Source organism: Streptomyces sp. NPDC049879 (assembly GCF_044461265.1).
Lineage (GTDB): Bacteria > Actinomycetota > Actinomycetes > Streptomycetales > Streptomycetaceae > Streptomyces.
The window spans coordinates 833,364-858,494 of record NZ_JBITKT010000001.1 but is presented as its reverse complement, the minus strand read 5'-3'; the positions used below and the strand labels follow the sequence as shown (position 1 = coordinate 858,494).

Annotated in this window: 27 protein-coding genes and 1 CRISPR repeat array; of the genes, 8 read left to right on the top strand and 19 right to left on the bottom strand. The window is 70.5% G+C overall.

The features are described from left to right. Positions 1 to 51 precede the first annotated feature (51 nt). Complete coding sequence (locus ACIBPC_RS03970; protein ID WP_398841082.1) at positions 52 to 1,299, top strand: alpha/beta hydrolase; 1,248 nt, start codon at positions 52 to 54, stop codon at positions 1,297 to 1,299. Between the two features lie 60 nt (positions 1,300 to 1,359). Then, positions 1,360 to 2,301 carry a DUF4429 domain-containing protein gene (locus ACIBPC_RS03965; protein ID WP_398841080.1) on the top strand — a complete coding sequence of 314 codons (942 nt, stop codon included), beginning with the start codon at positions 1,360 to 1,362 and terminating at the stop codon, positions 2,299 to 2,301. A gap of 57 nt (positions 2,302 to 2,358) precedes the next feature. On the opposite strand, the gene ACIBPC_RS03960 is transcribed toward ACIBPC_RS03965, so the two are convergent. Continuing rightward, positions 2,359 to 3,378: an aldo/keto reductase gene (locus tag ACIBPC_RS03960; RefSeq protein ID WP_398841078.1), complete on the bottom strand. Its 1,020-nt coding sequence runs from the start codon at positions 3,376 to 3,378 to the stop codon at positions 2,359 to 2,361. An 8-nt stretch (positions 3,379 to 3,386) separates the two neighbouring features. After that, positions 3,387 to 3,863 carry a MerR family transcriptional regulator gene (locus ACIBPC_RS03955; protein WP_398841077.1) on the bottom strand — a complete coding sequence of 159 codons (477 nt, stop codon included), beginning with the start codon at positions 3,861 to 3,863 and terminating at the stop codon, positions 3,387 to 3,389. A gap of 70 nt (positions 3,864 to 3,933) precedes the next feature. Between ACIBPC_RS03955 and ACIBPC_RS03950 the strand changes: the two genes are divergently transcribed. Further along, on the top strand, positions 3,934 to 4,746 hold the full coding sequence (locus ACIBPC_RS03950; RefSeq protein WP_398841075.1) for a serine hydrolase domain-containing protein: 813 nt from the start codon (positions 3,934 to 3,936) through the stop codon (positions 4,744 to 4,746). Between the two features lie 6 nt (positions 4,747 to 4,752). On the opposite strand, the gene ACIBPC_RS03945 is transcribed toward ACIBPC_RS03950, so the two are convergent. Together ACIBPC_RS03945 and ACIBPC_RS03940 are read right to left on the bottom strand one after the other, a co-directional pair. Continuing rightward, the gene (locus tag ACIBPC_RS03945) at positions 4,753 to 7,872 is read right to left on the bottom strand and encodes a tetratricopeptide repeat protein (RefSeq protein ID WP_398841073.1); all 3,120 of its coding nucleotides are present in this window, start codon (positions 7,870 to 7,872) and stop codon (positions 4,753 to 4,755) included. A 135-nt stretch (positions 7,873 to 8,007) separates the two neighbouring features. After that, on the bottom strand, positions 8,008 to 8,601 hold the full coding sequence (locus tag ACIBPC_RS03940; RefSeq protein WP_398841071.1) for a choice-of-anchor C family protein: 594 nt from the start codon (positions 8,599 to 8,601) through the stop codon (positions 8,008 to 8,010). A gap of 301 nt (positions 8,602 to 8,902) precedes the next feature. Beyond that, positions 8,903 to 9,358: direct repeats of the CRISPR family, unit length 29 nt; unit sequence GGGAACAGCCCCGCGCGTGCGGGGAGGAG. 326 nt (positions 9,359 to 9,684) lie between these two features. Between ACIBPC_RS03940 and ACIBPC_RS03935 the strand changes: the two genes are divergently transcribed. Next, a complete protein-coding gene (locus tag ACIBPC_RS03935) occupies positions 9,685 to 10,245 on the top strand; it encodes a dihydrofolate reductase family protein (protein WP_398841069.1) in 561 nt (186 codons plus the stop codon). 439 nt (positions 10,246 to 10,684) lie between these two features. Here ACIBPC_RS03935 and ACIBPC_RS03930 read toward each other — a convergent pair whose 3' ends face one another. Beyond that, positions 10,685 to 10,897, bottom strand: coding sequence for a hypothetical protein (locus ACIBPC_RS03930; RefSeq protein WP_398841067.1), 213 nt, complete (start codon positions 10,895 to 10,897; stop codon positions 10,685 to 10,687). Positions 10,898 to 11,174: 277 nt separating this feature from the next. Here ACIBPC_RS03930 and ACIBPC_RS03925 point away from each other — a divergent pair, with 277 nt between their 5' ends. Then, positions 11,175 to 12,167 (top strand): hypothetical protein, encoded by a 993-nt coding sequence (locus ACIBPC_RS03925; protein WP_398841065.1) that lies wholly within the window; start codon positions 11,175 to 11,177, stop codon positions 12,165 to 12,167. 43 nt (positions 12,168 to 12,210) lie between these two features. On the opposite strand, the gene ACIBPC_RS03920 is transcribed toward ACIBPC_RS03925, so the two are convergent. The 4 genes from ACIBPC_RS03920 to ACIBPC_RS03905 form a co-directional block, all read right to left on the bottom strand. Continuing rightward, positions 12,211 to 12,816: a hypothetical protein gene (locus tag ACIBPC_RS03920; RefSeq protein ID WP_398841063.1), complete on the bottom strand. Its 606-nt coding sequence runs from the start codon at positions 12,814 to 12,816 to the stop codon at positions 12,211 to 12,213. Between the two features lie 161 nt (positions 12,817 to 12,977). Next, entirely contained in the window at positions 12,978 to 14,756 is a 1,779-nt protein-coding gene (locus tag ACIBPC_RS03915; RefSeq protein WP_398841061.1) for an FtsX-like permease family protein, read from the bottom strand. 2 nt (positions 14,757 to 14,758) lie between these two features. Then, positions 14,759 to 15,553 carry an ABC transporter ATP-binding protein gene (locus tag ACIBPC_RS03910; protein ID WP_398841060.1) on the bottom strand — a complete coding sequence of 265 codons (795 nt, stop codon included), beginning with the start codon at positions 15,551 to 15,553 and terminating at the stop codon, positions 14,759 to 14,761. After that, positions 15,550 to 16,092, bottom strand: a complete 543-nt coding sequence (locus tag ACIBPC_RS03905) for a PadR family transcriptional regulator (protein WP_398841059.1) — start codon at positions 16,090 to 16,092, stop codon at positions 15,550 to 15,552. Before ACIBPC_RS03905 ends, ACIBPC_RS03910 begins: the two co-directional genes overlap by 4 nt. A gap of 347 nt (positions 16,093 to 16,439) precedes the next feature. Here ACIBPC_RS03905 and ACIBPC_RS03900 point away from each other — a divergent pair, with 347 nt between their 5' ends. Continuing rightward, complete coding sequence (locus ACIBPC_RS03900) at positions 16,440 to 16,940, top strand: GNAT family N-acetyltransferase (RefSeq protein ID WP_398841763.1); 501 nt, start codon at positions 16,440 to 16,442, stop codon at positions 16,938 to 16,940. Between the two features lie 397 nt (positions 16,941 to 17,337). Here ACIBPC_RS03900 and ACIBPC_RS03895 read toward each other — a convergent pair whose 3' ends face one another. From ACIBPC_RS03895 to ACIBPC_RS03850, 10 genes are all read right to left on the bottom strand, one after another. Beyond that, entirely contained in the window at positions 17,338 to 18,240 is a 903-nt protein-coding gene (locus ACIBPC_RS03895; RefSeq protein WP_362956359.1) for a JmjC domain-containing protein, read from the bottom strand. Positions 18,241 to 18,265: 25 nt separating this feature from the next. Continuing rightward, positions 18,266 to 18,553, bottom strand: a complete 288-nt coding sequence (locus ACIBPC_RS03890; RefSeq protein WP_362956356.1) for a hypothetical protein — start codon at positions 18,551 to 18,553, stop codon at positions 18,266 to 18,268. Between the two features lie 298 nt (positions 18,554 to 18,851). After that, on the bottom strand, positions 18,852 to 19,094 hold the full coding sequence (locus tag ACIBPC_RS03885; RefSeq protein ID WP_362956353.1) for a DUF397 domain-containing protein: 243 nt from the start codon (positions 19,092 to 19,094) through the stop codon (positions 18,852 to 18,854). A gap of 245 nt (positions 19,095 to 19,339) precedes the next feature. Then, positions 19,340 to 20,188 (bottom strand): helix-turn-helix domain-containing protein, encoded by an 849-nt coding sequence (locus ACIBPC_RS03880; protein WP_398841057.1) that lies wholly within the window; start codon positions 20,186 to 20,188, stop codon positions 19,340 to 19,342. Between the two features lie 16 nt (positions 20,189 to 20,204). After that, positions 20,205 to 20,729: a DUF6879 family protein gene (locus tag ACIBPC_RS03875; protein WP_398841056.1), complete on the bottom strand. Its 525-nt coding sequence runs from the start codon at positions 20,727 to 20,729 to the stop codon at positions 20,205 to 20,207. A gap of 500 nt (positions 20,730 to 21,229) precedes the next feature. Continuing rightward, the gene (locus ACIBPC_RS03870; RefSeq protein WP_398841055.1) at positions 21,230 to 21,751 is read right to left on the bottom strand and encodes a DUF6879 family protein; all 522 of its coding nucleotides are present in this window, start codon (positions 21,749 to 21,751) and stop codon (positions 21,230 to 21,232) included. A gap of 127 nt (positions 21,752 to 21,878) precedes the next feature. Continuing rightward, the gene (locus ACIBPC_RS03865; RefSeq protein ID WP_398841054.1) at positions 21,879 to 22,127 is read right to left on the bottom strand and encodes a type II toxin-antitoxin system RelE/ParE family toxin; all 249 of its coding nucleotides are present in this window, start codon (positions 22,125 to 22,127) and stop codon (positions 21,879 to 21,881) included. Beyond that, positions 22,124 to 22,504, bottom strand: a complete 381-nt coding sequence (locus tag ACIBPC_RS03860; protein ID WP_398841052.1) for a hypothetical protein — start codon at positions 22,502 to 22,504, stop codon at positions 22,124 to 22,126. The genes ACIBPC_RS03865 and ACIBPC_RS03860 overlap by 4 nt, the downstream gene beginning before the upstream one ends. Positions 22,505 to 22,821: 317 nt before the next feature. Beyond that, on the bottom strand, positions 22,822 to 23,025 hold the full coding sequence (locus ACIBPC_RS03855; protein ID WP_398841050.1) for a DUF397 domain-containing protein: 204 nt from the start codon (positions 23,023 to 23,025) through the stop codon (positions 22,822 to 22,824). Then, positions 23,022 to 23,855 (bottom strand): helix-turn-helix domain-containing protein, encoded by an 834-nt coding sequence (locus tag ACIBPC_RS03850; protein WP_398841049.1) that lies wholly within the window; start codon positions 23,853 to 23,855, stop codon positions 23,022 to 23,024. Before ACIBPC_RS03850 ends, ACIBPC_RS03855 begins: the two co-directional genes overlap by 4 nt. Positions 23,856 to 24,091: 236 nt before the next feature. On the opposite strand from ACIBPC_RS03850, the gene ACIBPC_RS03845 reads away from it, so the two are divergent. Continuing rightward, positions 24,092 to 24,463: an ATP-binding protein gene (locus ACIBPC_RS03845; RefSeq protein ID WP_398841048.1), complete on the top strand. Its 372-nt coding sequence runs from the start codon at positions 24,092 to 24,094 to the stop codon at positions 24,461 to 24,463. Between the two features lie 351 nt (positions 24,464 to 24,814). Further along, positions 24,815 to 25,099 (top strand): hypothetical protein, encoded by a 285-nt coding sequence (locus ACIBPC_RS03840; protein ID WP_398841046.1) that lies wholly within the window; start codon positions 24,815 to 24,817, stop codon positions 25,097 to 25,099. Positions 25,100 to 25,131 lie beyond the last annotated feature (32 nt).

The window sequence follows — 25,131 nt, the reverse complement described above, 5'->3', positions numbered from 1 at the left end:
CCGGGGGCAGCGGCGCGGGGGGCCGTTCGAGCCCCGTATGATGACGCGGCAGTGCTGAACATTCACCTCTTTCCCCCGCGATTCCTCCCGCATCGCCCCTCGCCCGCCGCGACGCTGCGCCGCGTACTGCTGCCGCTCGCCGTGGTGTTCGCCGTGCTGGCCACGGCGGGCTGGATCGCCGGCGCCGACACCCCGCGGCCCGACGCGTACGACGCCGAGCTGACCGCCTGGGAGCGCGGCACGGTGGCGGGCGAGCCGCTGCCCGGCGCGGACGCCCCGCCCGAGCGCACCGCGCGGTTCTTCGCCGGCCTGACCCCCGCCCAGCGGCGGCGCCTCGCCGAGCGCTACCCCCTCGTCGTCGGCAACATGGCGGGCGCCCCCGTACGGCTGCGCTTCCGCGCCAACCGCGAGGCGCTGGTGGACGCGCGCGACGTCGAGCGCGCCAGGATGGCCGACCCGCGCCTGTCGGAGGCCGGGCAGCACGAGGCGGGGCGGCGGATGCACCGCTTCGAGTCGCTGCTGCGGCCGGGCCGGCAGATCCTCGCGTTCGACCCGACCGGGCGTGGCCGGGTCGCCGAGGTCTTCGGCGACCTGGAGACGGCGGACCGGGTGTCCGTCGTCGTCCCCGGTGTGGACACGGAGCTGCTGACGTACGAGCGCACGCAGGGCCGGTGGACGGCGCCCGCGGGAATGGCGCAGGCGCTGTACGCGGCGGAGCTGGAGCGGCTGCCCGCGGGCGGCTCGACGGCCGTCGTGGCGTGGGCGGACTACGACGCGCCCGCCGGGATGGCCATGTCGGCGGCCACCACGGGCCGTGCCGAGGCGGGCGCGGAGCGGCTGGTGGACGCGGTGGCTGCGCTGCCGGGGGACGGCGGGGTCGCGCTGTTCTGCCACTCGTACGGGTCGGTGGTGTGCGGCGTCGCGGCGGAGGAACTGCCGTCGCGGGTCACCGACATCACCGTCGCCGGGAGCCCCGGCATGCGGGCGTCGCACGTCTCCGAGCTGGGCACGGACGCGCGGGTGTGGGCGATGCGGGCGCGCGGCGACTGGATCGAGGACGTGCCGCACATGGAGCTGGGGCCGCTCGGGTTCGGGACCGACCCGCTCGATCCGTCGTTCGGCGCGCGGCTGTTGGACGCGGGCGCGGCCGAGGGGCACAGCGCGTACTTCGAGCCGGGCGGGGTGGGCCTGGCCTCGATGGCGACGATCGGCGCGGGGCGCGTGGACGACACGGCGTGCGCCCCGGACGTGCGTGGATGCGCCGCGTCCGCCCCCTGCGCGGCGGTCGGCGGATTGTGACAGGAACACAGCAGTCGGGGCGACCCCTTTTCGTCAGTGCAGGCGCTTACGATGACCCGCATGGGTGATGTGCTGGCCGGAATCCACTCCACGTGGGAGTTCGACACCGATTCCGTGCTCATCCGCTTCGAACGGGGAATACGCACGCCGCGCCTCCTCCAGGTGCTGGGGGAGCGCCGTATCCCGTACGAGGCGCTGAGCACGGTCGATCTGGCACCGGGGAGACGCAAGGGGACCGTGGTGCTGCACGCCGTGCCGCGGCGGGGGGCCGATCCGCTGTTCGACGCCGCCGGGGGGCAGCTGCGCGAGGCGGCGGACCCGTACCGGCTCGTCCTCCCGGCGGAGCGGGAGAACCTCGCCGGGTACTACGCGACCGAGCTGCGCAGCGCGCTCGGGCCGCCGGCGGGCGAGGAGGCGGCGGCGTACCTGGTGGCGGCGCCGCCCGCGCCGCCCGCGTTCAAGGCGTACGACGGGAAGGTCGCGTTCGACGGCAAGGAGGTGTCCTTCCGCTGGTTCTGGACGGCCGCGTCGTCGGCGAAGTGGAAGGCGGGGGACCAGGCGTTCCGGGTGAGCGAGCTGGCGGGCGTCGAGTGGCGTTCGCCCGAGGTGTCGGTGGGGCACCTGCGGCTGCTGCGCGACGGCGCGGGGGACGGGCACGGTCACGGGGAGGGCGGCGGGGGCGAGGAGACCGCGGACCAGGACCCGGCGTCGGTAGTACTGGGGCGCGGCTACGGGCCCGTGCACGAGTCGCTGCCGCTGGCGGCGGCGGTGCTGGAGGCGATACGGGCGGCCGAGCCGGACGAGGACGACCACGACCCGCGCGGCGGGCACGACCGGCGCGGCCAGCACGGACAGCACGGCCAGCCTGGCAGGAACGGGCACCGGGCGGACCCGGCGGACATAGCCGACCGCATCCGGCACCTCGGGGACCTGCACACCGCCGGTCTGCTGACCGACCAGGAGTTCACGGCGAAGAAGACGGAGCTGCTCGCCGAGCTGTGAGCCCGGCGCGGGCGCCGGGGCGCGCGACGGGCCCGGCGGCCCGCCGCGCGGCGTGGGTCATTCCCGTCCGGCCTGGGAGAAATTCATGTCGGGGTAGCGGTCGCCCGCGACGCGGGGGCCGATCGCGTCGAGCGCCGCCAGCTCGTCGTCACCGAGCGTGATGCGGGTCGCGGCGGTGTTCTCCTCGATCCGGGTGCGGCGGCGCGTGCCGGGGATCGGGATGACGGTCATGTCGCGCCGCCGCGCCTGCTGCTGGACCCAGGCGAGCGCGATCTGTCCGAGCGTGGCGTCGTGGGCCCGCGCCACCTCGCGGATCGGGTCGAGCAGGGCGCGGTTGGCGGCGGCGTTCTCCCCGTTGAAGCGGGGCTGGCCGCGCCGGAAGTCGTCGTCGCCGAGGTCGGTGGAGGCGTCCGCGAAGGCGCCGGTCAGGAAGCCGCGGCCGAGCGGCGAGTACGGCACGAACGCGACGCCAAGATCCTTGGCGGCCGGGACGGCGGTGCGCTCCACGTCGCGCGAGAACAGCGACCACTCGGACTGGAGCGCCGCGATGGGGTGGATGGCGTGCGCGGTGCGCAGTTCGGCGCCCGTCACCTCGCTCAGGCCGAGGTGCCTGACCTTGCCCTCGGTGACCAGTTCGGCCATCGTGCCGACGCTGTCCTCCAGCGGCACCTCGGGGGTGTAGCGGTGCATGTAGTACAGGTCGATGACGTCGGTCCCGAGGCGCCGCAGGCTGGCCTCCACGGCCGAGCGGATGTACGCCGGGTCGTTGCGGATCGGCCGCTCGGCGGGGCGCTCGGGGTCGAAGCTCAGCCCGAACTTCGTCGCGATCGTCACCTCGTCCCGGTGGGCCGCGAGGAACGGCGCGAGGAACTTCTCGTTCTCCCCCATGCCGTACAGGTCGGCGGTGTCGAAGAGGGTGACGCCCAGGTCGAGGGCGCGTTCCAGGGTGGCGCGGGCCTCGGTGGCGTCGGTGGGGCCGTAGGCGAAGCTCATGCCCATGCAGCCCAGGCCCTGGACGCCGACGAGGGGGCCGCCCGTGCCGAGGGGGGCGGTGGCGATCGGGGTGGTGGTGGTCATGTGAGGGGTCACGTCCCTTCGGACACCCGGGCGGTGTCGTCTTCTGCTTCGGTGTACAGGTCGATCTTGAAATCGAGGACGGCGAGGGTGCTGGTGAGTTCGGCGATGCGGCGCAGCACGTCGTCCCTGGTGGTGCTCAGCAGCGCGCGGCGCTCGGCGGTGGTGTGGTCGCCCTGCCGGACGAGGTCGGCGTAGCGGACCATGTCGGCGACGGCCATGCCGGTGAGCCGCAGCTTGTTCACGAAGGAGAGCCAGCCGAGGTCCGCGTTGGTGTAGCGGCGCTGGCCGGTGTGCGAGCGGTCGACGTCCGGCATGAGCCCGATGCGTTCGTACCAGCGCAGGGTGTGGACGCTCAGGCCGGTGTGGGCGGCGACTTCGCTGATGGTGTAGCGGTCCTGGCCGTCCGGCCGGGGATGCGGCAGGTCGGCGGACGCGCACAGGTCGACTCGTTCGAGCTCTGGTTCCCGCAGTTGCGCCAGGGTCATGTGAGAACGCTAAAGAGCTGGAGTGCACTCCAGGCAAGCCCCCCTGTCGTGGCGCGTTAGGCTCGCACGTATGCAGAGCCTGGAGTTGATCGACGGCTGGCCGGTGACGACGGCCGCGGCGGGAGTGGTCACGGCGGACGGGCGGCGCGCCGCCAGGGGGCCCGGGGACCGGCCGTTCGCGCTGGCGTCGGTGACCAAGCCGCTGGCGGCGTACGCCGTGCTGATCGGCGTCGAGGAGGGCGCGGTCGAGCTGGACGGACCGGCCGGGCCCGAGGGCTCGACGGTACGGCACCTGCTGGCGCACGCGTCCGGGCTCGCCTTCGAGGAGGACCGCGTCGCCGCGCCGCCCGGCACCCGCCGCCTGTACTCGAACGCGGGCTTCGAGGTCCTGGGCGCGCACCTGGCCGAGGCGACCGGCATACCGTTCCCCGAGTACCTGCGGCAGGCCGTGCTGGAGCCGCTGGGCATGACCGGCACCGAACTCGCCGGCTCCCCCGCCAAGGACGGCACGTCCACGCTGGACGACCTGCTGCGCTTCGCCGCCGAACTGCTCGCGCCGCGCCTGCTGGCCCGCGAGACGCTCGACGAGGCGACGTCCGTGGTCTTCCCCGGGCTGGACGGCGTGCTGCCCGGCTTCGGGCACCAGCGGCCGAACGACTGGGGTCTTGGCTTCTCGCTGCGCGACCACAAGTCGCCGCACTGGACGGGCGCGACGTCGTCGCCGCGTACGTTCGGGCACTTCGGGCAGTCGGGGACGTTCCTGTGGGTGGACCCGGACGCGGGGGCGGCGTGCGTGGCGCTGACCGACCGCCTCTTCGGCCCGTGGGCGGCGGAGGCGTGGCCGCGGTTCACGGACGCGGTGCTGTCCGAACTGCGCGGCTGAGCTTCCTCACACCCGCGCTCTGGCCGCCTCGTACGCCGCTTCGAGCCGCTGCCGGAGCGGCCCGGCGAACGCGCCGTCGGCGAACCCGGCGCGGGTGAACCGGTCGAGGATGTTGAGCACTCGCTCGTACACCCACTGCGCCGGGTTGCGGGCGAGGAGGCCGTCGAGCGCCTGCGGGGCGGCCGGATCGGGGCGGAGGCAGTGGAGGAGGAAGAGTTCGTGCGGCGGCACGTCGTCCTCCGCCACGGTGAAGGCGTCCACGGCGCGCGCCCAGTGCCCGTTCTCGTCCTGCCCCGACTGCCGTGCCGCGAGCGCGAGCAGCAGATGGGCCCAGCCGTCGTCGCCGGGTGACCGCTCCAGCGCGAGCGTGAGGTCCTCGCGTGCGGCTTTCGTGTCACCCGAGAGCAGGCGGGCCTCCCCGCGCTGGATCAGCGCCCCGGTGGTCTCCGGCCCGGACGTCTCCGGCCGCAGGGCTTGGTCGTACGCGGCGATGGCGTCCTCGTACCTGCCCGCCCCGAGGCAGGCGTCCCCGTGGCTGGTGTGGGTCCCGGCGTCATCGACGCCGATCGTAAGGGCGCGTTCGAGGTCGGCGGCCGCCTCCTCGTACCGGCCCATGGATTGGTGGACGATTCCCCGGCTCAAGTACGCCCAGATGTAGTCGGGTTCCAGCCGGACGGCATGGTCGAGATCGGCGATCGCGTCCCTGTACCGGCCCACGTAGTAGCGGACGGCGGCCCGGTTGAGCCGGGCCCAGACGTCCTCGGGGCCGAGTTGGACGGCGTGGTCGAGGTCGGCGAGGGCGTCCTCGTACCGGCGTGCGCGCCGGTACGTGTCGCCGCGCTGCGCGTACGCCCACGCGCTGTCGGGGCTCAGCCGGATGGCGCGGTCGAGATCCGCGACGGCCTCGTCGTATCGCTCCAGCAGACGGTAGGAGCTTCCCCGGGTGATGTAGATCCACGCCTGGTCGGGGTCCAGCTGGATCGCGCGGTCCAGGTCGGCGAGCGCTTCCTCGTACCGGTGCAGGGAGGAGTGGGTGCCTCCGCGGACGGCGTGTGCCCAGGGGTGGTCGGGTTCCAGTTGAATCGCGCGGCCGAGGTCGGCGAGCGCGTCCTCGTACCGGCCCACGCGCCGGTGGGTCTCGCCGCGGTGCGCGTACGCGCCGGCGCTGTCGGGGCACAGGCGTATGGCCTGGTCGAAGTCGGCGGTCGCCTCGTCGTACCGCTCCAGGGAGCGGTGGACGCGGCCCCGGCTGATGTGCGCCCGGGCGCGGTCGGGGTCCAGTTCGACGGCGCGGTCCAGGTCGGCGAGGGCGTCGTCGAACCGGCCGGTGAACCTGCGGACCTCGCCGCGCCGCAGGCGGGCCGTGGGGTTGTCCGGGGTCAGCAGGACCGCTCCGTCGTAGTCGGTGAGGGCCTGCTCCCACTCCTCGCGGCGTTCGCGGGCGTAGCCGCGGGCGATGTGGGCGACGGCGCGGGTGGCGGGCGGGAGGGTGGGGGCGGTCAGCAGGACGGTCACGGCCTGGATGACGGCTCCCGCGTCCCCGTCCCCTGCCTCGTCGGCGGCGGCCAACTGGTCCGCCCACCGGGCCAGGTCGGGGTCGCCGGTGTCGGTGGCGGCCTGGCCCAGGAGGTGGGCCCACTGCCGGAACGCGGCCGTGTCGCGGTAGCAGGCGTGCACGGTGTCGGCGAGCGCCGCGGGAAGTGCGGCCCCGGGATTGGCGCAGAGGAGGTGGTAGGTCTCGTTGCAACAGATCTCGCGCCACGCCGCGTCATACCAGTAGGAGTGGTCGCGGTGCGGGGTGAGCGTGGCCTCGATGGCTTCGCGGCGGGTCCGGTGGAGGTGGGCGAGCGTGGCGTGTTGGGAGGTCCAGGTGGTGGGGAAGTGGTCGCGCTGGTGGCGGACCATGAGTGCGCGGACCGTGTCGTGGTAGTGGGCGCGCCCGTCGTGGCGGCCGACGAACGGCAGGCCCCGCAGCCAGTCGTACCGGTCGGCCGCCGTGCGCGGGGCGAGCGCCCGGTAGACGTCCTCGTCCAGGTGCAGCGGCAGGGCGCAGGCGAGGGTGGCGGCGCGCCGGTCGGGATCGTTCTCCCACTTCAGGAACCGTTCGACGGCCGTCTCGGCGGGATCGATGACCTCGCCGGGCGAGGCGGGCCGGGGGTGCGCGAGCATGTCCACGAGCACCGGCAGCCGTCCCGACAGCCGCAGGATCACCTCGGTCACGTCCGGGTCCGTCACCCCACGGGCCCGCAGCAGGTCGCGGGCCTCCTGCTCGGTGAACACGTCGAGCGGCACGTCGGCGATGTCCGCGTGCCAGTCGGCCCAGTACCGATCGTCCAGGCGCCCCTGCCCGGACAGGACGACCACGACGTTCGCCTCCAGCGACCCGTGGGCGTCCGTGCAGATCATGTCGCGCAGCCACGCGTCGAGGACCGGGCCGGTCCGCTCGTAGACGTCGAAGAACAGCACGAGCAGCACGCGTTGCCGCGCGACAGCCGCCAGATCGTCCAGGAACACGGGCGTCAGCAGCTTCACGGGCGACAGGAACGGGACGGTCTCCTGCATCCTGGACCGTCCCGCGACACGGGTCCGCCAGCGGTCCACCCCGGCCCCCAGCGCCGCCGGGTCCATCGCCCCGGCGACGGCGCCCAGCAGCGGGACGGCGGTCGCGCCGGCCAGCGCGACCTGCGCCACGGCCATCCCCGCGGGCGACACGGACGCCCCTCCCCCGGCCTCGGCGACCCCGGCGGCGCGGGCGCGTTCCGCCTCCTCAAGGCCCTTGCGATAGTCCTTCAGCTTGTTCTCGAACGCCTTCAGCGGCGTGCCCTCGCGCCGAAGCCGCTCGGCGATCGTCTCCATCGCCTCGACGGGGCCGTGGACCTCGTCGCCGACCGTCACGGTGAGCGCGCCGCGTTCCCTGGCCTGCTGCTCCCACTGCCGGATCAGCGATGTCTTCCCGACACCGCCGTTGCCGTGGACGTGGAAGAGGTACTGGAACTGGAAGTCGGTGGACTGCGGGTCCCGCCGGAGGTTGGCGCGGAACGCGTCCAGCTCCCCCTGCCGCCCGATGAAGCCGCCGCGCTTCTTCAGCCGGTTCAACTCCTGCCGCGTCAGCCGCCGCTCAGCCAACCCCGCCCCCTCGCAGCTCCCCGCCGTGCCGGACTCCCGGCCCAGCGTGCTGCATCACCGACTCTCCGGGCAAGCGCGACGGCGGCCCGGCCCCGGGCGTCAGCGGCTCGGGACCGGGCCTTCTCGATGCCGGGATCAGCAGGGGCAGGGGGGACAGGCGGTCACCAGCACGTCGTCCACGACCGGACCGTACGCGCTGTTGGCCGTGGTGCTGGCGAAGCCGAGGGTCGTGGTCGCGGCGGTGGCGACGAAGGTGACCTGCCGCCTGACGTAGCCCATGTTGCCGTGCGACTTGCCGGTGATGTCGAAGGAGAAGTCCTGGACGTTCTGGCCGTCCACGAGGACGCGGCCGGTCTTCACGGTCGGGCCGCCCGCGGTGTTGGCGGCCAGCGAGTAGGTGACGGTGTACGTCTGCCCCGGGGTGGTGGTGAACGTCTGCGCCACGGCGCCGGGGACGGTGGCGTTGAGGTCGAGCGACTGGTTGCCCTCGGCGGCCTGCCAGAGCCCGTCGTCCACGAGATCCACGGCCCCGCTGGTCACCCTCCAGGGCCCGATGGACTGACCCGCCTGATACGTGTCGAACGCGTTCGCACGGGCGACCGGATACTCGAAACTGCCGTCGTCGAACCGGCTGACGAGCACACCATTCTCCGCCAGCGCCGTACCGGCCCCGACGGCGCATATCCCGACAAGAGCCACTGCGGTGATCAGGACACGCTTGACTGCCACATCTACCTCCTCGATGAACGATCCCCAGCCAGTGACCCACAGGCCAGGGCTCCTCCACTCTCCCGGCAGGCCACTGGGTTGACCATGACACCCAGCCAGAGCACGGAGTCACTCACCGGTGGTGCAGACCCACACACCAGCGCACACTCCCCCTCACGCGCCCCAAAACACAATCCAAGCCCCCTGACCACAACCACATCCAAAGCCCCGAAAACCCATCACTCACGCAATCACTGCCAACAAAAAGAGCCCGGCGAACGCCAGGAAAAGGACGCCAGCCGGGCAGACGACGAGGCCAGCAACGAACAGCCCCGCGCGTGCGGGGAGGAGCGAGTACAGCTGCTTGATGCGGAGGTCGAGGTGGGAACAGCCCCGCGCGTGCGGGGAGGAGGCCCGGGAGCAGGCCCGCCGGATCGGTGAGGCGGGAACAGCCCCGCGCGTGCGGGGAGGAGTAGCCGAGGTCGCGGCCGACGTTCCCCTGGCCGGGAACAGCCCCGCGCGTGCGGGGAGGAGTAGCCGAGGTCGCGGCCGACGTTCCCCTGGCCGGGAACAGCCCCGCGCGTGCGGGGAGGAGGCCGCCGTCACCCGGCCCGTCGCGCCCGCCGCGGGAACAGCCCCGCGCGTGCGGGGAGGAGCTCGTGTTCTGGCCCGGCCCGCCGCCGACCCAGGGAACAGCCCCGCGCGTGCGGGGAGGAGGACTGCTCTCCCGTCAGCGGGCATTGACGTAAGGGAACAGCCCCGCGCGTGCGGGGAGGAGAGTGAATGACCTGCGGGTTTATCGGAGGGTGCGGGTGATTTTGCTTAACTTTACCTTTGTCCCCTCCGGCGGCCCCGGTGGAGCTGTAGTGCCGCGCATGTGCCCCGGTTGTCGTCGCACAGTGATTGCTCCTCTCCTCGTCCGCACCTTAGCTCCGGCTCGTGTTCCTCGGCGGGGGAAGCCGAAGCCTGTGCCCACCTTTCCGTGAAAGGGCCGCCCGGTGGCTCGTTCTCCAGGGGCCCGGTGCAGAAAGCAGCGCGCTCAGCGATGAGTTCTGCGGACTCGCGTGGTCATACGGTCGAGCCCGCTCTCTAGGAGGACGTCTGATGCGCAAGGTGACCTATTCGATGAACGTCTCGCTCGACGGTTACATCGTCGGGCCGGACGGTGGCATTGACTGGACGGCGCCCGACGGCAATGTCTTCCGCTCCTGGATCGAGGAGACCCGGGAAGTCGGCGTCCACCTGTTGGGGAGGCGGCTGTACGAGGCGATGCTGTACTGGGAGACCGTCGACCAGGACTCGCTCGACGACGCCGAGCGCGAGTGGACCGAGCTGTGGAACCCGCTTCCGAAGGTGGTGTTCTCCACCACGCTGTCCGAGGTCCAGGGCCACGCCCGCCTGGCGTCCGGCGGCCTGGCCGAGGAGATCGAGCGGCTGCGGGCCGAGCCGGGCGAGGGCAACATCGCGATCGGCGGCGCGAACCTGGCCGCCCAGGCGGCCGCCCTGGACCTGATCGACGAGTACCGGGCCCGGGTCTACCCCGTGCTGGTCGGCGGCGGTATCCCGTTCCTGCCCCAGGCAGAACGCCACGTGAATCTCGGACTCGTCGAGACCCGCACCTTCGACTCGGGGGTCATCTACCTCTGCTACCGCGTAGCGCGTTAGCCCACGTCCGGGACCTCGGCTTCCGTCGCCGGGCAAGACGCACCGGTGGACAAGGGCTTGGGCGGACCAGTGGGCGCGGCCGACACGATCGACGGCGATCAGGACAGCGGTTCTTTGCCTGATCGCCCCTGTCGATCCGGTCGACGGTACCTGCTGGCGGCTGATGAACCGGCAGCTCACCGTGCGCGAGTGCCGCCACCGCCTGGCTCGCACAACATCCGCCACGGCGGCCGGGGCCAGATCCGCCAGGCCTACCGCGAGGGCCAGAAGGACCTGTTGACCGAACTACCGGGGCGTGAGCCGACGAGCCCCCGGAGATCGACCCACGGTGACGGGACCAAGCACCGGGCCGATCAGCTTGCCTCGGAAGCCGTGCCACACCACCGTCCTGATGTGCTGTCATCACAAGCTGTTGGAGACCACAGCAGCTCGTGGAGGGTCAGGTGTAAGAGGGCATGCGGTTGGGGGACTTCACGGCGCTCACGGTGCCGAGGGTCGGCCGGGTCGAGGAGACCGGCGATCCATCGCCGCCGTACCGGCTGCTCGACACCGCCGCCGTCCCGCCGAAGCTGCAGGCCCTCCACGACGCCTTGGCCGGGACCCAGCGGACGGCGACGTCCATGAGCTGGCTGTCGAAAGAGGTCGTCTCCACTGGCCTGCCCGACTTGGCCTCCGGCCGGCGTCCCTTGATTCACGAAGCCCTCGACGAACTCCCCGACAGCAAGGTCGTCGAACATGTCCGCAGCGTCCTCGTCGCCGTCGGCCCTTCCCTCCACGATCCTCAACCGCGCTCTCGGCATCCACATCAGCGTCGCCGTCAAGTGGCAGCGAGCCGCCACCGGAGACTGAGGCGCCTACGCCGCCGAGGTCAGCCGCCGCTCAGCCCCGCTCACCAACCCCTTCGCTCACGACACACAACAGGGCACCCGATGACCGCCTCGGACCTCTCGGCCGACTGGCTCACCACCTGGCGACACGAGATCACCGCCATGGTTGAGCAGACCCTCACCCACTTCAAGACCGCCCACAGCTACCCACCGGGCGACAACGACGTCCTCGTGGCCGACGACCAAAGCCGAGCGGCGGCCGCGCGGATGGAAGACGCTGCCGTCCCCGCTGCCTTGGTCACCTTCTACTCCTCAATCGCCGAGTTGCAACTGCCCGACATCGACCACGGACACTTCATCCACTCGCCCGACCTGGTGCTCGACCACCTCACCGAGTACGGACCAGTCCGCCTGACCCACGATCGCACCGGCATCGTGTTCGGCGGTGACGGCGGAGGCATCCTCTTCGCGATCGATCAGAGCGGACAGGTCCACCGATCCACCACGGCGTCATGGTTCGACCAATTCGAACCGGAAGCCCCAACCCTTATCCAGCTCCTCGAACAGCTCCACCGAGCCACCGCGGTCTTCACCGACGACACCAAGCGCCACTCGACCGACGTCTTGATGCCGAGCAGTGACAGCGGTGCCACCACCTCGCATCAGTACCGTCGGTCCAAAACCTCGACGAGGCTGCGGAGTTCGCGCGACCGGCGGCGGGACATCGCCAGCATCACTGCTTCGAGGAATTCGCGGGCCTGCCACGGGTCACCGCAACAGGCCCACTCCGTGCAGCCACCGCTCTCGTACTCCCACAACCGTCGATTCGGCTGGTGGACGAAGCTCCGCCAGCGCGCCATCGCCGACCCGATCGAGCCCGGCCACAGGTACTTCTTCCGGCGTTCGATCCGTCGAACCTCGGCGAGTGCTGCCGAGGAGAGGCCACGGATGGCCGTGATGTCGTCATGCACCCGGCGTCGGCGCGGCAACTCCGCCCGGACGCGCCCAGGCCGCCTACGCGGCATGGGCCTTTCTGTTGATCGTCATGCCGGTCATCTTCCCATCTGCGGTCGCAACTCGACCAGGACGGACTGACCTGCAAACCCCCCGAGCGCCTCGGATACCCTGCAGATCGCGCCTACAGATCTGCCCCGCGCCCAGTGACGGAAGGCGGTGTCACCTCGACGATCACGGCCGTGCCGACAACCGGCCCGCCCTCGTGCATGGTGATCATGTCGCCAGGCTGCACATGACGCCACTGTTCGGGGCTGAGCGGCGCCAGACGGACCGTCGCGCTTTCTCCCGGTGCCAGGCCGGGCGCACCTTCCACCCACATTCGCGCGACGTTCACTGCCTGCCCGCCATCGGGCGCCCGGTTGCCGATGTCCCAGAGCGGCCGCAGCTGCCCCTGCCCGGTGAAGGCGGTCTGACGTCCGCCGTCCTTCGTGCTCAGCAGGCTCAGCCTGGCCCGGATGGTGCCGTGCTGCATCTCCCAGGCCCGCCACTCGCACCAGTCGGCGCTGTGCTCCAGCATCATCTGGCGGGCTGCGTCCTTGAGCAGCGACCAGAATCGCAAGGGAACCGGCTGCTCGTCCGCGATCTCCATCAGGAGGTCGAGGACCAACCCCCACTCCCGGTGCCGTTGATAGTCGCGCACGTCGTCAACCGTCACACCGTTCTCGGCCCGGGCGCCCTCGGGGAGCAGATCAGTCGCTCGCCGAAGGAGCGTGAAGGCATCGTTCATGACAAGCATTGTCCAAGGCCCCAGCAGCGTCCTCGCCGGGCGCCCTCGCAAGAACCGGCTCGGCGACATGCCCGGGTGGTCCTGTGGAACACCCGCTACCCGGACGACGCCGAGGGTGGTGAGGACGAGGACTGATCGTCGGCGCCGGTGGGGAAGCCACGTCAGGATGGTTCGGCGTTGAGGATCCGCCCGGCAGGGTGGCGGGTGTGGAGCCAGGCGGGCAAGGCGGCCAGTGCCGCTACGGCGAGGAGTACGGCCGGTGCGGCAGCCGCGAGCCAGCTTGCCGGTGGGATCACCACGACCGCGCTGAACAGCGCGAACAGGCCGATCCCGATCGGGACGCCCACCGCGATCCCCCCGACGGCGGGCAGCAGTTGCGCGGTGCAGAGCGCCACGATGACCTGGCCGGGGGTGGCGCCGAGGGTGCGAGCGACAGCGAGGGCGCGCCGGGCCTGCACCGCGGTGCTCCAGCTGACGTAGACGGTGTTGAGCACGGACAGCGCCAGAATCGCGACCGTGACACCCAGCATCACCTGGCCCGTCAGGGCGTTGCGGATCTCCTCGAACGTGGACGTTCCCAGGGCGGCTTCCGCCTTGAGCGACACCCGGTAGGTGAGGAGCGCGGTCACCATGACCGTCGTGGCGGCCGTGCCGACGGCGCTCAGGACCGCGCGGCCGGGACGGCGGGCGATCAGTCGTACGCCGATCAGGGGCGGCGTGGGCAGATAGGCCGTCATGGCCGTCAGCCGGGGGCGGTACGTGATCAGGTGGGCCGGATCGGCCAGGGCGTCGACGGTGCTGGAGCGCACGGTGCGCAGGACGGGGCCGAGCGTGCCGATCAGGGCCACCAGTACGGCGAGCACGGTCGCGGCCACGACGATGGCAGTGGTCGGCGGGCCGACCGTGTTGAGCAGCCCGGCGCTGGGGTCGGCCAGCGCGGGCGCGGTCACACATCCCACGGTGACTCCGGCAGCGGCGGCCACGACAGTGAGAAGCAGGTACTGCGTGAGCAGCAGCACGGCCACGGTACGGGGCGTGGCACCGACGGCCTTGAGAAGACCCGCGCGCCGGTGGTCACGCGGGGCGCGCACGGCGGCCAGTGACGCGACGGTGACGAGCGCTGCCGCGGCGAGCAGGCCCCCGCCGATGACCAGGGTGGGGCGGACGGACCTCAGCACATGCGTGTCCGCTTCGATGAAGAGCTGCCAGGGACGGGGGGTGACCCAGTCCTGGCCCCTGAGGTCGTCGGTGAAGACGGTGCGCGCCCAGCTCTGTGCCGCGGCGGGGTCGGACAGTCTGATGTTGAGCAGGTACAGGAGGGGCTCGTCGCCGGCTGCCGCACGGGCGTCGTCGGTGGTGAGCCAGATCCGGCCGCCGCCGTCGGAAGGCCCCGGGCCCGTGGCCCAGTTGCCGAACGGATACACCCCGGTGGCCGCGCTGACGGCCGTACCGACGACCGGGTAGTCGCGCCCGCCGATGGTGACACGGTCGCCGACACGTACATCGAGCGCCTGGGCGAAGCCGCGTTCGACCACCGCGCCGCCCCTGCGCACCCACGTGCCGGAGGTGACGAGCGGCCGGTCCACGGCGGACACGGTGCGCTCGCGCCCTTCGACCGCGGTGTTCTCCGTCCGCCCGTTGGCGCGGACCGTGGTGGAGAACCCGGGGATCGGGTCGGCGAGCGTCTCCACACCGGGGGCGTCGGCGATGCGTCCGGCGAGGGCGGAGGGGTCCGTGGCGGTGGTGATGGCCGTGATGTCGGGTCCGGCGGTGGCCTCGCGGGTCTTCATGTACCCGCTGGCCACGGCGTTGTCGGCTGCCATTCCCAGGGTCAGCGACGTGGTGGCGGCGGTGACGGCGACCAGGAACATGACGGCCTCGCCGGGGCGGCGCCGCATGTCCCGTGCGATGAGCCGCCAGATCAGCAGCAGACGGCCCATGGTCACTCCTCCCAGCCGAGGAGCGCGCCGAGCCGCGAGCCCCCCGCGGCCAGCGGTGTGTCCTCGGCCGATGCCCCGTCACGGAGGGAGACGACCCGGCCCGCGGTGGCGGCGACGCGTTCGTCATGGGTGACGAGTACGAGGGTCTGTCCGGTGGCCCGCAGGTCGGCGAAGAGGCGGAGGACGTCATGGGTCGCGGCTGTGTCGAGGTTCCCGGTGGGCTCGTCGGCGAGGACCACGAGCGGCTCGTTCACCAGGGCGCGGGCGATGGCGACCCGCTGCCGCTGGCCGCCGGACAGCTGGGACGGCAGGTGCCCGGCCCGGTCCGCGAGCCCGACGCGGTCGAGAAGTGCGGCGGCGCGACGGCGGGCGGTACGCGGCGGGTCACCGGCGAGCAGGGCGGGCAGCTCGACGTTCTCGGCCGCGCTCAGCTCGTCCATCAGGTGGAAGTCCTGGTGCACGAAGCCGACGGCACGGCGCCGCAGACGGGCGAGCGCGCGTTCGCCGAGCAGGTCGATACGCTGCCCGCCGAGCCACACCTCACCTTCGTCGGGCCGGTCGAGGCCGCCCAGCAGATGCAGCAGCGTCGACTTGCCGCAGCCGCTGGGACCGGTCACGGCCAGCGTCTGCCCGGCAGGTATGTCGAGGTCGACCCGATCGACGGCCACGACCGTGCTCGCGCCCTGCCCGTAGACCCGCGACAGGCCGACGGCGCGCAGCACCGGACCCGCGCCTTCGTTCCGGGTGTCTCCGCGACGGGTCCGCCCTCCGGCCCGCCGGGTGCCTCGTGTCGTCATCCGTTCCCTCCGCCTTTCCCGTGCGGGGCGCGGGCGGACCAGGTCCGCTCGCATGCCTCCAACCAGCGCAGATCGGCTTGCAACCGGAGCGCCACGCCCTCCAGGAGCAGCCCGGCCTCCGAGTCCGTGTCGTGGGTGAGGAGGGCGTGCTGAGCCTCGGAGAGGCCGCGCCTCAGCTCGCGGCGCCGGGCCGCGACGAGCGCGAGCGGCTCCGCCATGCCCGACTCGGCGGCGGCCACCAGCTTCAGGTGGAACTCCGGCACGTCCGCTCTGGGCCCGACGTCCTCGGTCATCCACGCGGCGACCCGCTCCCGCCCGGCGGCGGTCAGCGCGTACACCTTGCGCCGTGGGCCACGCACCGGCGCGTCCTCACGCTCCTGGACGACCAGGCCCGCCTTTTCGAGCCGGGTGAGCGTCACATAGACCTGCCCCGCGTTCAGCGACTCCCCCAACGGGCCGAGCGCCGCCGCCAACCGCTTGCGCAGGTCGTACCCGTGCGATGGCTCCTTGGTCAGCAGCGCCAGCACCACGTCCTGCACGGACCACCACCCTCCTCTGCGCCACTCAATGAATAGCGGTTAGCCAAGAGCGGCGTCAAACCGGCCCCCGTGAACTCCCCTGCCAACCACGCTTGTTCGTCCCCTCGCTCGACCGCTGCGGCCGCGGCCTCCGGGACCTCGTCACCATGGCCGCCGCCCGCGCCACCGGCCAGAGGATCCTTCACCACCTCGGCGAACTCACCCCGCGGGTCGGCGACGTCACCGACCCGCCCACCTCCTGGACTCCCTCGGCATCGAAGTCACTCGAACTCGCCGGCCACAGGCCTGAACAGCACCCCGGCAGCGCGGGCACCGCCCTCGGGGCCGGCGCCATAGGATCGAGCGCCGTGATCACGACCAGGGCCGACGGCCTGACCCTCGACACCGACCCCGCGCGCATCGACCTCGACCGCGTGCACCACTGGCTTTCCACGGATGCCTTCTGGGCCCTGGGCCGGAGCCGCGAGACCGTGGCGCGCTCGATCGAGCACTCGCTCGTCTTCGGTGTCTACACACCGGACACCGCCGGGCAACTCGCCTTCGCCCGGGTCGTCACGGACTACGCCACCTTCGGCTGGCTGTGCGACGTCTACGTCGCCCGCGAGGCACGCGGCCAGGGCATCGGCACCTGGCTGGCCGAGTCGGTCGTGGCGGCACTGGAGCCCTACCGGCTGAAGCGGCTGATGCTCTCCACGGTGGACGCCCACGAGGTCTACGCTCACGCCGGCTTCTCAGCCGTGTCCGAACCAGGGAAGCTGATGATGATCACGGCACCAGTCTCTTCAACGGCTCCGACCGACCCGGCGACCGGAGCCGCGAAACCACTGCCCACCGACCCGAAACGGTGACCCGCGAAGTACGGGGCCAGGAGGCACGCGGTGCGGGCGCCCACCGGATTGCTCCTGATTGCACACGCCCGCGCGAGTACGTCGCGGGCTTTCCACAGCAGCGCTCGCGCCGCCGCATCGTCCGCGTGGTCCCTGATCTCGCTGGGCGGCCCTTGAGCAACAGCACTTGCCCGGCGTCGTTCACACGACCCCGGTGACGCCGACCATGGACTTGGCAGGCGCGAACCACAGGACCCGCCATTGCAAGGGCCCCGGATGAGCCGTCAGACCCGGGCGACCAGTCGCTTCATGATCGGTCTCTTCCGTACCTGTGAGCACATCAGCTAACCACTGGCAGTGCCCCACAGCCAAGGCCAGCCAGGCGGCGTGGCCGGTTCATCACCGACCGAGCAGAGCCTCACGTCGTGTACTCCAGTTCCTTCAACGCAGCCGCACGGAGAAGGCGTGCCATGGCTGGGGCATCGATGGCTTGCAGGTGCGCGATGAGCATGTGGCGTACCTCGTCGCTCACGGTCGCGAGTTCCTCGCCGAGCAGCACGTTCGGAAGGAGGAGACGCCGGAAGGCGGGATCTTCGATCGCGGAGGCCGTCAGCTTCTCGGCGAGCCACATGGGTGTGCGTTCGCGGATGGCGACCGTGAGGTGGACGCTTGCCTCGGCGCCCTCCCGCACGCTCGGATTGTGCACCCAGCCACGTGGCAGAAGCATGCACTGGCCTGCCCCGAGATCGATGTCCAGATCAGGTCCCGCGGCCGTCCACCGTTCCACGTAGTCGTCCTTCCAGACCCGGAAGGATTCGTTGTACTCGCGCATAGGTGCCTCGACAGGGGGCCGCCAGAGCTGCCAGCGCTTCTGGCCCTGGAGTTGGACGATCACGGCCATCTGCTGGTCCCAGTGGTGGCGGAGTCCTTGCCCACCGCACGGGGTCATGAAGGCGTGGATGTAGTTCGAGTAGCCGGTCTGCTCCTGGATGCCGCGTGACGCCTGGGCGAGGAAGGGCACGACGCGTTGGAGGTTGCCGAGCCGCAGCGTGAAGCCGTTGTCGTGGAGGGTCCGGAGCTTGTCCGCGTCGGTCCTGCCGTTGGTCTTGAACGCGTTCTGACTGATGGAGGGGTTCGGGGCCTTGATGGCGGCGATCTCTTCCGCGGGTATGCATCCGGTGCTGACGTACTCGCGGAGTGAGGCGGCCGTGAGGTGCTGGTCGAGAGGCGTCTTGCCCCGGTCGTAGACATGCGGCTCGTCCGGCCATGTCGTCAGGAGGTCGGTGACGCCGGCCTCGGGAAGGAAGAGGTCCAGGGACACGCGGGTCGCCCTTTCTGAAAGGCCGCTACGACGGCGGCGCCGGGCATTCGACTGCGGGGTGGAAGTGGTTGGGGCAGCAGACGACGGAGAAGGAGATCAGGCTCTTGGAGGGCAGGTAGTAGACCCAGCTCACGTCCACGCCACGGGGGAGCACGTCGGCGGCGTAGTCCAGTTTCGCGGCGAGGTCGGCGTACGGGGCTTCCCTGCCGGGCCGTTCGAACGGCGGGTTGGAGCGGTAGGACTTCTCCAGCCAGGCCAGCGCGAAGCCCACATCGCTCCACGTGCGGTCGGACGACGCCTGGTTCTGCTTCATGAGCCAGTGGCCGGGCATGGTCGGCGGGACGTTGCCCGTCGCGAATTCGGCAGCGGCTTCGCGGTACCGGTCGAGGACTGCCTGCTGCCTCTTGTCCCCGGGATCTGTGACGGTGGGAGGCCCGTTCGGGTGCGGGGGCCGCCGCCCGCCTTCCTTCGCATACGCTTCCAGGGGACCGATCCATGGTCCGAATCCGTGCCAGTGACCTGACCAGTTCATGTGCGCTTTCTGCGGTGGGGGCCGCCCCACGAGTGCGGGGCGGCCGTGATGGTTCCGTGCGTCGACGCGAGTCCGCCGCCTACCGCACGAGCCCTCGCTGCCTCGCCCAGCCGAGGGCGAAGTCGTCCACCTCCCGACCGGTGAACCGCAGTTCAAGACCGGCGCCTTCGGGCTTGGAGTCCCGGACCGCGTACGCCTCCTCGACACCGGGAAGGGCCGCGATGTCGATGCACGACTCGTGCTCGCTCTGAAGGTTTCCGCCGCAGAAATTGGCGAAGTCGGAGCTGTTCAGGGCAGGCAAGGCGTAGAGATTCTGCTGCATGGAATGGTCCTCTCGTGCAGTGAATACGGAGATGCGTTCTCCGTGCCGTGATGCCAAACCTTCCGCCTTGGTCTGCGTCATGCAGCAGCTGACGAAAGGAGATTCACTGTCCCGGTACAGCTCGGGAGGAAATCGTGACGTCGCGGGGTCGGCGACGCACCGTGTCCTCGCGTCACCCGCACGCACACCACGCTAAAGACGAGAAGAGCCTCATTCCAAGCAAGTTCTACAGAGTTCCATGTGGTTCACTCCAAAGCGTCGATCGCCGAAGTGATCAAGGAACGGGCCCCCGCCCCGTACACTGCCAGTTTCGAAAACTCGCCGAACGCTTGCAGATACTGCGCGATCTCCGAGGGAGATGTGATGTTCACCTGAGCGGTCAGAGTCTCCGACTGCGCCTGCCGCGCGTCATAGATGTTAAATGTCTCGATCATCCACATCTGCCGATCAGCAGAGAAGGGGATCACGCCCAACGACACGGAGGGGAGAGCCATGACGCCCAGCAGAAAGCCGAGTTGGCCAGCCATGGTCTCGGCACCGCCGACTCGGTGCCGTAGGACCGCTTCTTCGACAAGCAGCGCGAAACGGCGGCTGCCGTCACGGATGATCCGTGAACGCGCGATACGCGCGGCGACCGCAGAAGACACGTCTGAGGGAGTCCTGCGGAATGTGGCGATCGAGCTGAGGAGCGCGGTGGCGTACCCCTCCGTCTGGAGCAGCCCTGGGATCACATTGGAGCAGTAGACCCTGAACGTCTGCGTCCGTTCGAACAGGGGGACGTAGGAGTCCTGCAATCGACGCAGCCCAGTGCGTTGCAGCCGACGCCACTCTACGTACAGGTTCTCGGCCGACCGGGAGGCCGCGATGAGATCTGCGGCCATCCCGTCGGCCCGGCACGCGCGGCACCATGCACGAATGTCATCGTCGGACGGCGGCGTGACGGCGTTCTCAAGGCGCGAGACCTTGGACTTGTACCAACCGGTGCGGTCGGCGATGTCCTTGGCTGCGAGATTCGCGTCCCGGCGGATCTCACGTAGCCGATCAGCGACCGCCTTCCGAGCAGCCTGGACACTCGACGGGGGAACACCTGACATGTTTCGCAGAGTCCGGTCAGACGGTGTAGTCCGCGTGGGGCACGGCCTCGTTCCACACGCTCTCGAAGGCCGTCGCGCAGAGTTCGGCAATCGCCGGCTCGTCGGTCACCTCGTCCCCGAGGTAGGTGCCTTCGCCCGAGAAGTACCCGAAGCGGACCAGGCGTCCGTCGAACAGCCAGAAGTCGTTGCCCGGCAACGCGAGGGCGGACGCCTTCTTGCGAGGCAGCCACCGGATCTGCTCACCGGCCGCGATGTTGGTGAACGTCCCGTCGTAGAGGTACCGGGTGTACTCGCTGACCGGCTCCGAGACGATGCGCGCCCGGCGGATCTCCACTCCCCTGCCCACTGTCTCGGCCACGAGGTCCAGCCACGGCCGCCACCACGTCGCACGGTCGGCGGGGTCCGGCCGGTACCCGGACTTCCACGCCTCGACCCTCGGGGCCTCGTCCGGGTCGTCGTAATGGTCACGCATTTCGAGATGCAGAGCCGACCGCCTGCATCCCGCCAGCAACTCACCGAAGGGTGGAGCGGTCCGCCACATCACATGCCTCCCGAATGGCGGCCACCATCCTCATGGGCAGCCGTACGACCTCTTCGCTGTCCGGGATCGGACCGGTTGTCAGACAGTCGGCCCGAGCCTCCCCCTTCGCCTTCCAGCCCTGGAACACCAGTTCCTGTCGCTCCTCGTCCACCCACACCGTGGGGCAGTTCGCACCGTCAGTGTTCGGGTCTTTAGCAATGAACCGTAATGCCATGGCTTCCTCCAGCCTGCGGCGAGTTCTACGAGATTCCACGACCTTCGCCTCTCGTGGTCCACCACGTCAAGAGAGCCTTTCCGCCACGCTGTCCTGCGAGCGGGTCCGGTGTCCGTACTGCGTGTGAGGCGGGGCCCGGCGCCACTCGGCCCGAAGGCGGAAATGACCAATTTGCTGGAGAAAATTGGCAATGTGACGCACGGAATCTGTGTCGTACGGCTGCGGTGAGCAGCCGGGACCGTTGGACAGCCGCAGGTTGCGCACTCGGGGTGCGGAGGAGGCTCGTTCAGATGGCGAATTCGTGATGCACGATTCCCCGCTCCCATACCTCGTCGAAGGCCGTGGCGCACAGGCGCGCGACGGAGGGGGACTCGTTCATCTCGGGTTCGGCCGCCTCGCCTTCGCCGGTGAAGTGGTTGAAGCGGACCAAGGTGGCGTCGATGAGCCAGAAGTCGTTTGCCGACAGGGCGATGCCGAGGGCCTCGCGGCGAGGTAGCCAGCGCACGCCCTCACCGGCTTCGAGGTTTAGCGGGGTCAGAGCGTGTTCGTAGCGGATGTACTCCGAGACGGGCTGCGAGACGATGCGTGCGCGGCGTACGTCCACTCCTCGCCCAACCGTCCGCCGGACGAGGGCGAGCCAGTCGCCGAGCGTGCGACGGCCGTCTTCCAGGCTCCACTTGCCCGATCGCCACAGGGCCAGGTCGTCGGCTTCCTCGGCGACGGCGTAAGTGTCCCGCATTTCCAGGTGCAGGGCTGAGACACGCGCGGAGTCGAGCAACGTCTCGAAGCTGGGAACCTTCGGCGTCATCGAGTGCCTTCCTGATGATCTCGGCCATGCGGTACAGATGCCGGACGATGCTCTCGGCCTCGGGCAGAGAGCTGACCCGCACGCAGACCACCGCTGTCACGCCGTCCGCCCTCTCCCCGAAGGCGGATCACTGGAGGCGGCCGACAAGGTCGATGGCGATGACCACAGGTTTCTCCTGCTTGAGCGTGTACCAGACCCGGTAACGTCCGACGTGGATGCGGTGATTGCCACCGCCGCAGTCCAGCGCGCCGGAGGGCCGGGGGTTGTGGGAGAGCGCGTTGACGCTGTCGAGGACCTGATCGACAACGGCTGCGTCGTCCTTGCCGAACCGCGCCAGTGCCCGCTTCGCAGCGGGCTCCCATTGGATCTGGCTCATGAGGTCATCCGGCCCTTCAGCTCGTCACGGAGTTCCTCGGTGGTCGACGGGGCGGCGGTACCGCGATGGCGTTCCAGTTCGCCCTGGAGCAGGCCGACGGCGTCTTCCAGGACTTCCAGGACGGCCGGGGAGACGAGGACGGCGACCGTCTCGCCCGAGGCGTCGGTCAGAGACAGGGAATGCGCCTCGTAGGCGAAGACCAGCGCTTTCTCCCCGTCCAGGGCCGGCGGGTCACCCCGCTTCTCCCGCTCGGCAAGGACTTCCCGGTCCTGGGCGACGTAGCGGGTCACAGCCTCCAGTTGGCGGGCCGCATCCGCCACCGAGAGGGTGTCCACCGAGCCACGGCGGACATAACCATCGAACTGCGCTGGGTCCATGAGGGGTAACCCTTGCATGACGCTGCGCATGCGGACAATTGCGGCTCCGGACGCGGCGTAGCGCTGTCCGGGACCGCTGGACGGCCCCGGACGGGTGGCTGTCAGGCGGGCCGGGCGTTCCTGGTCCACTCGGTAAAGGCCGCTATCGGGCCGGAAGCGCGTACCGAGCTACTTCAAGGCAGTTGCCGTTGCCGTTGTGTCGTCACACCGATTGTGGTGACTCGGCCGGAGAGGTGGAGGGGGCCGGGGTGAAGGAGAAGCCTGACCTGTGCCGTGGGGGGCGGTGGTGAGGCTCCTCTTCTGCGGGGGTGTCGTCCTCAGTGCTTGAGGTGATCCACGAACGTCGTCCAGGCCGCGCCGGGCACCAGGAGGGTGGGGGCGGGGTTCTTGCTGTCCCGCACCGGAACGACGCCGGGAATGCCGTCCGCGACCTCGACGCAGTCGCCGTTGGCCTGGCTGCGGCGTGATGCACGCCAGACCACACGGGTGAGGTTGACGCCCCCGGCCTCTTCGGTGTTCATAGTTCCTTCTTCATGCTCCGGATCATCGCCTGCGTCTGCGTGACGCTGACAGCGCTGCCTCTGAGGTTATCGAACAGCAGCGTGTACCGTTGCGCGTCGTCCGGGTACGGGTCACTGTTGGCCTCGACGTAGGCCACATCGGGGTCTTCGCTGTCCGGAAATTGAAGGACGACGAACGGTCCTGCCAGTGTCCCAGGGTGCGCGCCCGACGAAAAGGGAATGACCTGGAGCAGTACATTCGGCAGTTGCGACAGTTCCAGCAGGCGGTCGAGTTGGTCGCGCATCACCTCCGCCCCGCCGACTCGCCTGCGCAGCGCTGACTCGTCGAGCACGGCCCGCATCACCAGCGGGTTCGACCCCGTGAGTACCTGCTGGCGTTCCATTCGGACGTCGAGGCGCTGTTCCAGCGATTCTTCCGAGAGCCCCGGATCGGTGGCCCGGTTGATCTCCTCGGCGTATCGGCTCGTCTGGAACAGACCCGGCACGACGGTCTGGAAGGTCAGCATCGACTCGGCTGCGGACTCCAGGCCGATGTACGTCGAGTATGGGATGTCGCTGTAGAGCTGCCACCAGCCCTTCTTGCGTGCCTCGCGGGTGAGTTTCGCGAGCCGGTCCCGTTCTTCGGGGTCGGTCACGCCGTAGAGGTCGAGGAGTTGCGTCACGTCGCCGGGCGTGGGAACCGTCCTGCCCGCTTCGAGGCGGGACAGCTTGGACGGCGACCACTTCAGAGCGCGTGACGCCTCGTTCCCCTTGAGGTTGGCGCCCTCGCGCAGGCGCTTCAGGTCAAGGCCGAGTCGGCGGCGCCGGACTACCGGGCTTGCAGTCGTCATGCCCACCAGTCTGCCACCAACGGGTGCACTCTCACGTCAAAAAGCAATTGCGGGTTGACGCGCGATTGCATTCGGTGCCCTCATCGCTGCATGCTGACCAACGAAGCAACCACCCGCAAGCGACGGCGTGTTGCTTCCCGGACATCCGTGCGACGTGATGTGCCCTGACCCCAGGAGGTGGTGTGATGACGGCCCTCATGCGGCCTGAACAGGCCAAGTGCTAGTACGCGTGGGACTTGCTGGCCGATGCGAGGGGGATTGAGACGTGGCGGCGGACGGTTGCGTTGGTGTTGCGGGCGTGGGGGGCTTCGGACGCGGCGGTGGAGGTGGCCCGGTTGGGGCTGAGTGAGCTGCTCGCCAACGTGGTGCGGCACGTGGCGAATCCGCACTGCCGTTTGTCGGTGGTGCCGGACGGTGAGTGGGTGACCGTGCGGGTGGAGGACCGGTCGTCGCTGCTGCCCGTGCTCATGGAGCCCGCCTGGGACGCCGAGAGCGGGCGCGGCCTGTGGATGCTGCGGATGATGTGCCGGGACGTCGGGTGCTCCTCCCAGGCCGGGGGCAAGGCGGTGTGGTTCGTGCTGGACCTCGGCCTGCGGGGCGCCGCGTGAGCGATGGCAACGAGTGGGTCGTCGGGGCGTGTTGGCTGTGGTGTGGGCATCGGGTCGGGTTGGTGATGCGGCTGGGAGTCGTGTCCACGGCTGATCCGCCTGCCGAGGCGCCGTTGTACGGGTGTGGGCGGTGTGTGGAGCGGTTGCGCGGGGTGGTCGCGGACTACCGGGAGTTGGCTGAGCCGGGTCCGGGTGGGGATGGGCTGTATGTGGCGCCGGGGGAGGTGCCGCGTCGTCGTCAGTGGTGGTGCCGTGCGCCGCGTTCGCTGTTGGGGCGGCGGTGGCGCGGGGTGGTGGAGCAGGGTGAGGAGCCCGTCATACCGGCGGGCGGACAACGGACCTGGAGGCGGTGTGGTGCGTGGGCTGGTGGTGGCCGGGGTGTTGGGGACGGCGGCGGGTGCGGTGGCCGGGCTCGGCCCCGCCGGTGCCGCCCGGCGGCTGCTCGTCGGGGCGGACCGGCGCTGGTGGGCGTTCTACCGGCGCGCGCTGATCACCCTCGGTGAGCCGCCCGAGGACTTCGACCTGGCCGCGCCCGACCCGGCGGACGCCGCCACCGGCCTGGCCGCCGCCCGGCGCGCCGCCCTCCCCGGCGAGGCGGAGCTTGCCTTCCGCATCTTCACCGATCCCGACGACTGAGACGGAGTCCCCCGTGGAACGGACCTGGCCGG

Coding starts and splice junctions, on each gene's coding strand:
- ACIBPC_RS03965 (WP_398841080.1), top strand. CDS start 1,360: ATGGGTGATGTGCTGGCCGGAATCCACTCCACGTGGGAGTTCGACACC.
- ACIBPC_RS03960 (WP_398841078.1), bottom strand. CDS start 3,378: ATGACCACCACCACCCCGATCGCCACCGCCCCCCTCGGCACGGGCGGC.
- ACIBPC_RS03955 (WP_398841077.1), bottom strand. CDS start 3,863: ATGACCCTGGCGCAACTGCGGGAACCAGAGCTCGAACGAGTCGACCTG.
- ACIBPC_RS03950 (WP_398841075.1), top strand. CDS start 3,934: ATGCAGAGCCTGGAGTTGATCGACGGCTGGCCGGTGACGACGGCCGCG.
- ACIBPC_RS03935 (WP_398841069.1), top strand. CDS start 9,685: ATGCGCAAGGTGACCTATTCGATGAACGTCTCGCTCGACGGTTACATC.
- ACIBPC_RS03925 (WP_398841065.1), top strand. CDS start 11,175: ATGACCGCCTCGGACCTCTCGGCCGACTGGCTCACCACCTGGCGACAC.
- ACIBPC_RS03920 (WP_398841063.1), bottom strand. CDS start 12,816: ATGAACGATGCCTTCACGCTCCTTCGGCGAGCGACTGATCTGCTCCCC.
- ACIBPC_RS03915 (WP_398841061.1), bottom strand. CDS start 14,756: ATGGGCCGTCTGCTGCTGATCTGGCGGCTCATCGCACGGGACATGCGG.
- ACIBPC_RS03910 (WP_398841060.1), bottom strand. CDS start 15,553: ATGACGACACGAGGCACCCGGCGGGCCGGAGGGCGGACCCGTCGCGGA.
- ACIBPC_RS03890 (WP_362956356.1), bottom strand. CDS start 18,553: ATGAAGCAGAACCAGGCGTCGTCCGACCGCACGTGGAGCGATGTGGGC.
- ACIBPC_RS03885 (WP_362956353.1), bottom strand. CDS start 19,094: ATGCAGCAGAATCTCTACGCCTTGCCTGCCCTGAACAGCTCCGACTTC.
- ACIBPC_RS03880 (WP_398841057.1), bottom strand. CDS start 20,188: ATGTCAGGTGTTCCCCCGTCGAGTGTCCAGGCTGCTCGGAAGGCGGTC.
- ACIBPC_RS03875 (WP_398841056.1), bottom strand. CDS start 20,729: ATGTGGCGGACCGCTCCACCCTTCGGTGAGTTGCTGGCGGGATGCAGG.
- ACIBPC_RS03870 (WP_398841055.1), bottom strand. CDS start 21,751: ATGACGCCGAAGGTTCCCAGCTTCGAGACGTTGCTCGACTCCGCGCGT.
- ACIBPC_RS03865 (WP_398841054.1), bottom strand. CDS start 22,127: ATGAGCCAGATCCAATGGGAGCCCGCTGCGAAGCGGGCACTGGCGCGG.
- ACIBPC_RS03860 (WP_398841052.1), bottom strand. CDS start 22,504: ATGGACCCAGCGCAGTTCGATGGTTATGTCCGCCGTGGCTCGGTGGAC.
- ACIBPC_RS03855 (WP_398841050.1), bottom strand. CDS start 23,025: ATGAACACCGAAGAGGCCGGGGGCGTCAACCTCACCCGTGTGGTCTGG.
- ACIBPC_RS03850 (WP_398841049.1), bottom strand. CDS start 23,855: ATGACGACTGCAAGCCCGGTAGTCCGGCGCCGCCGACTCGGCCTTGAC.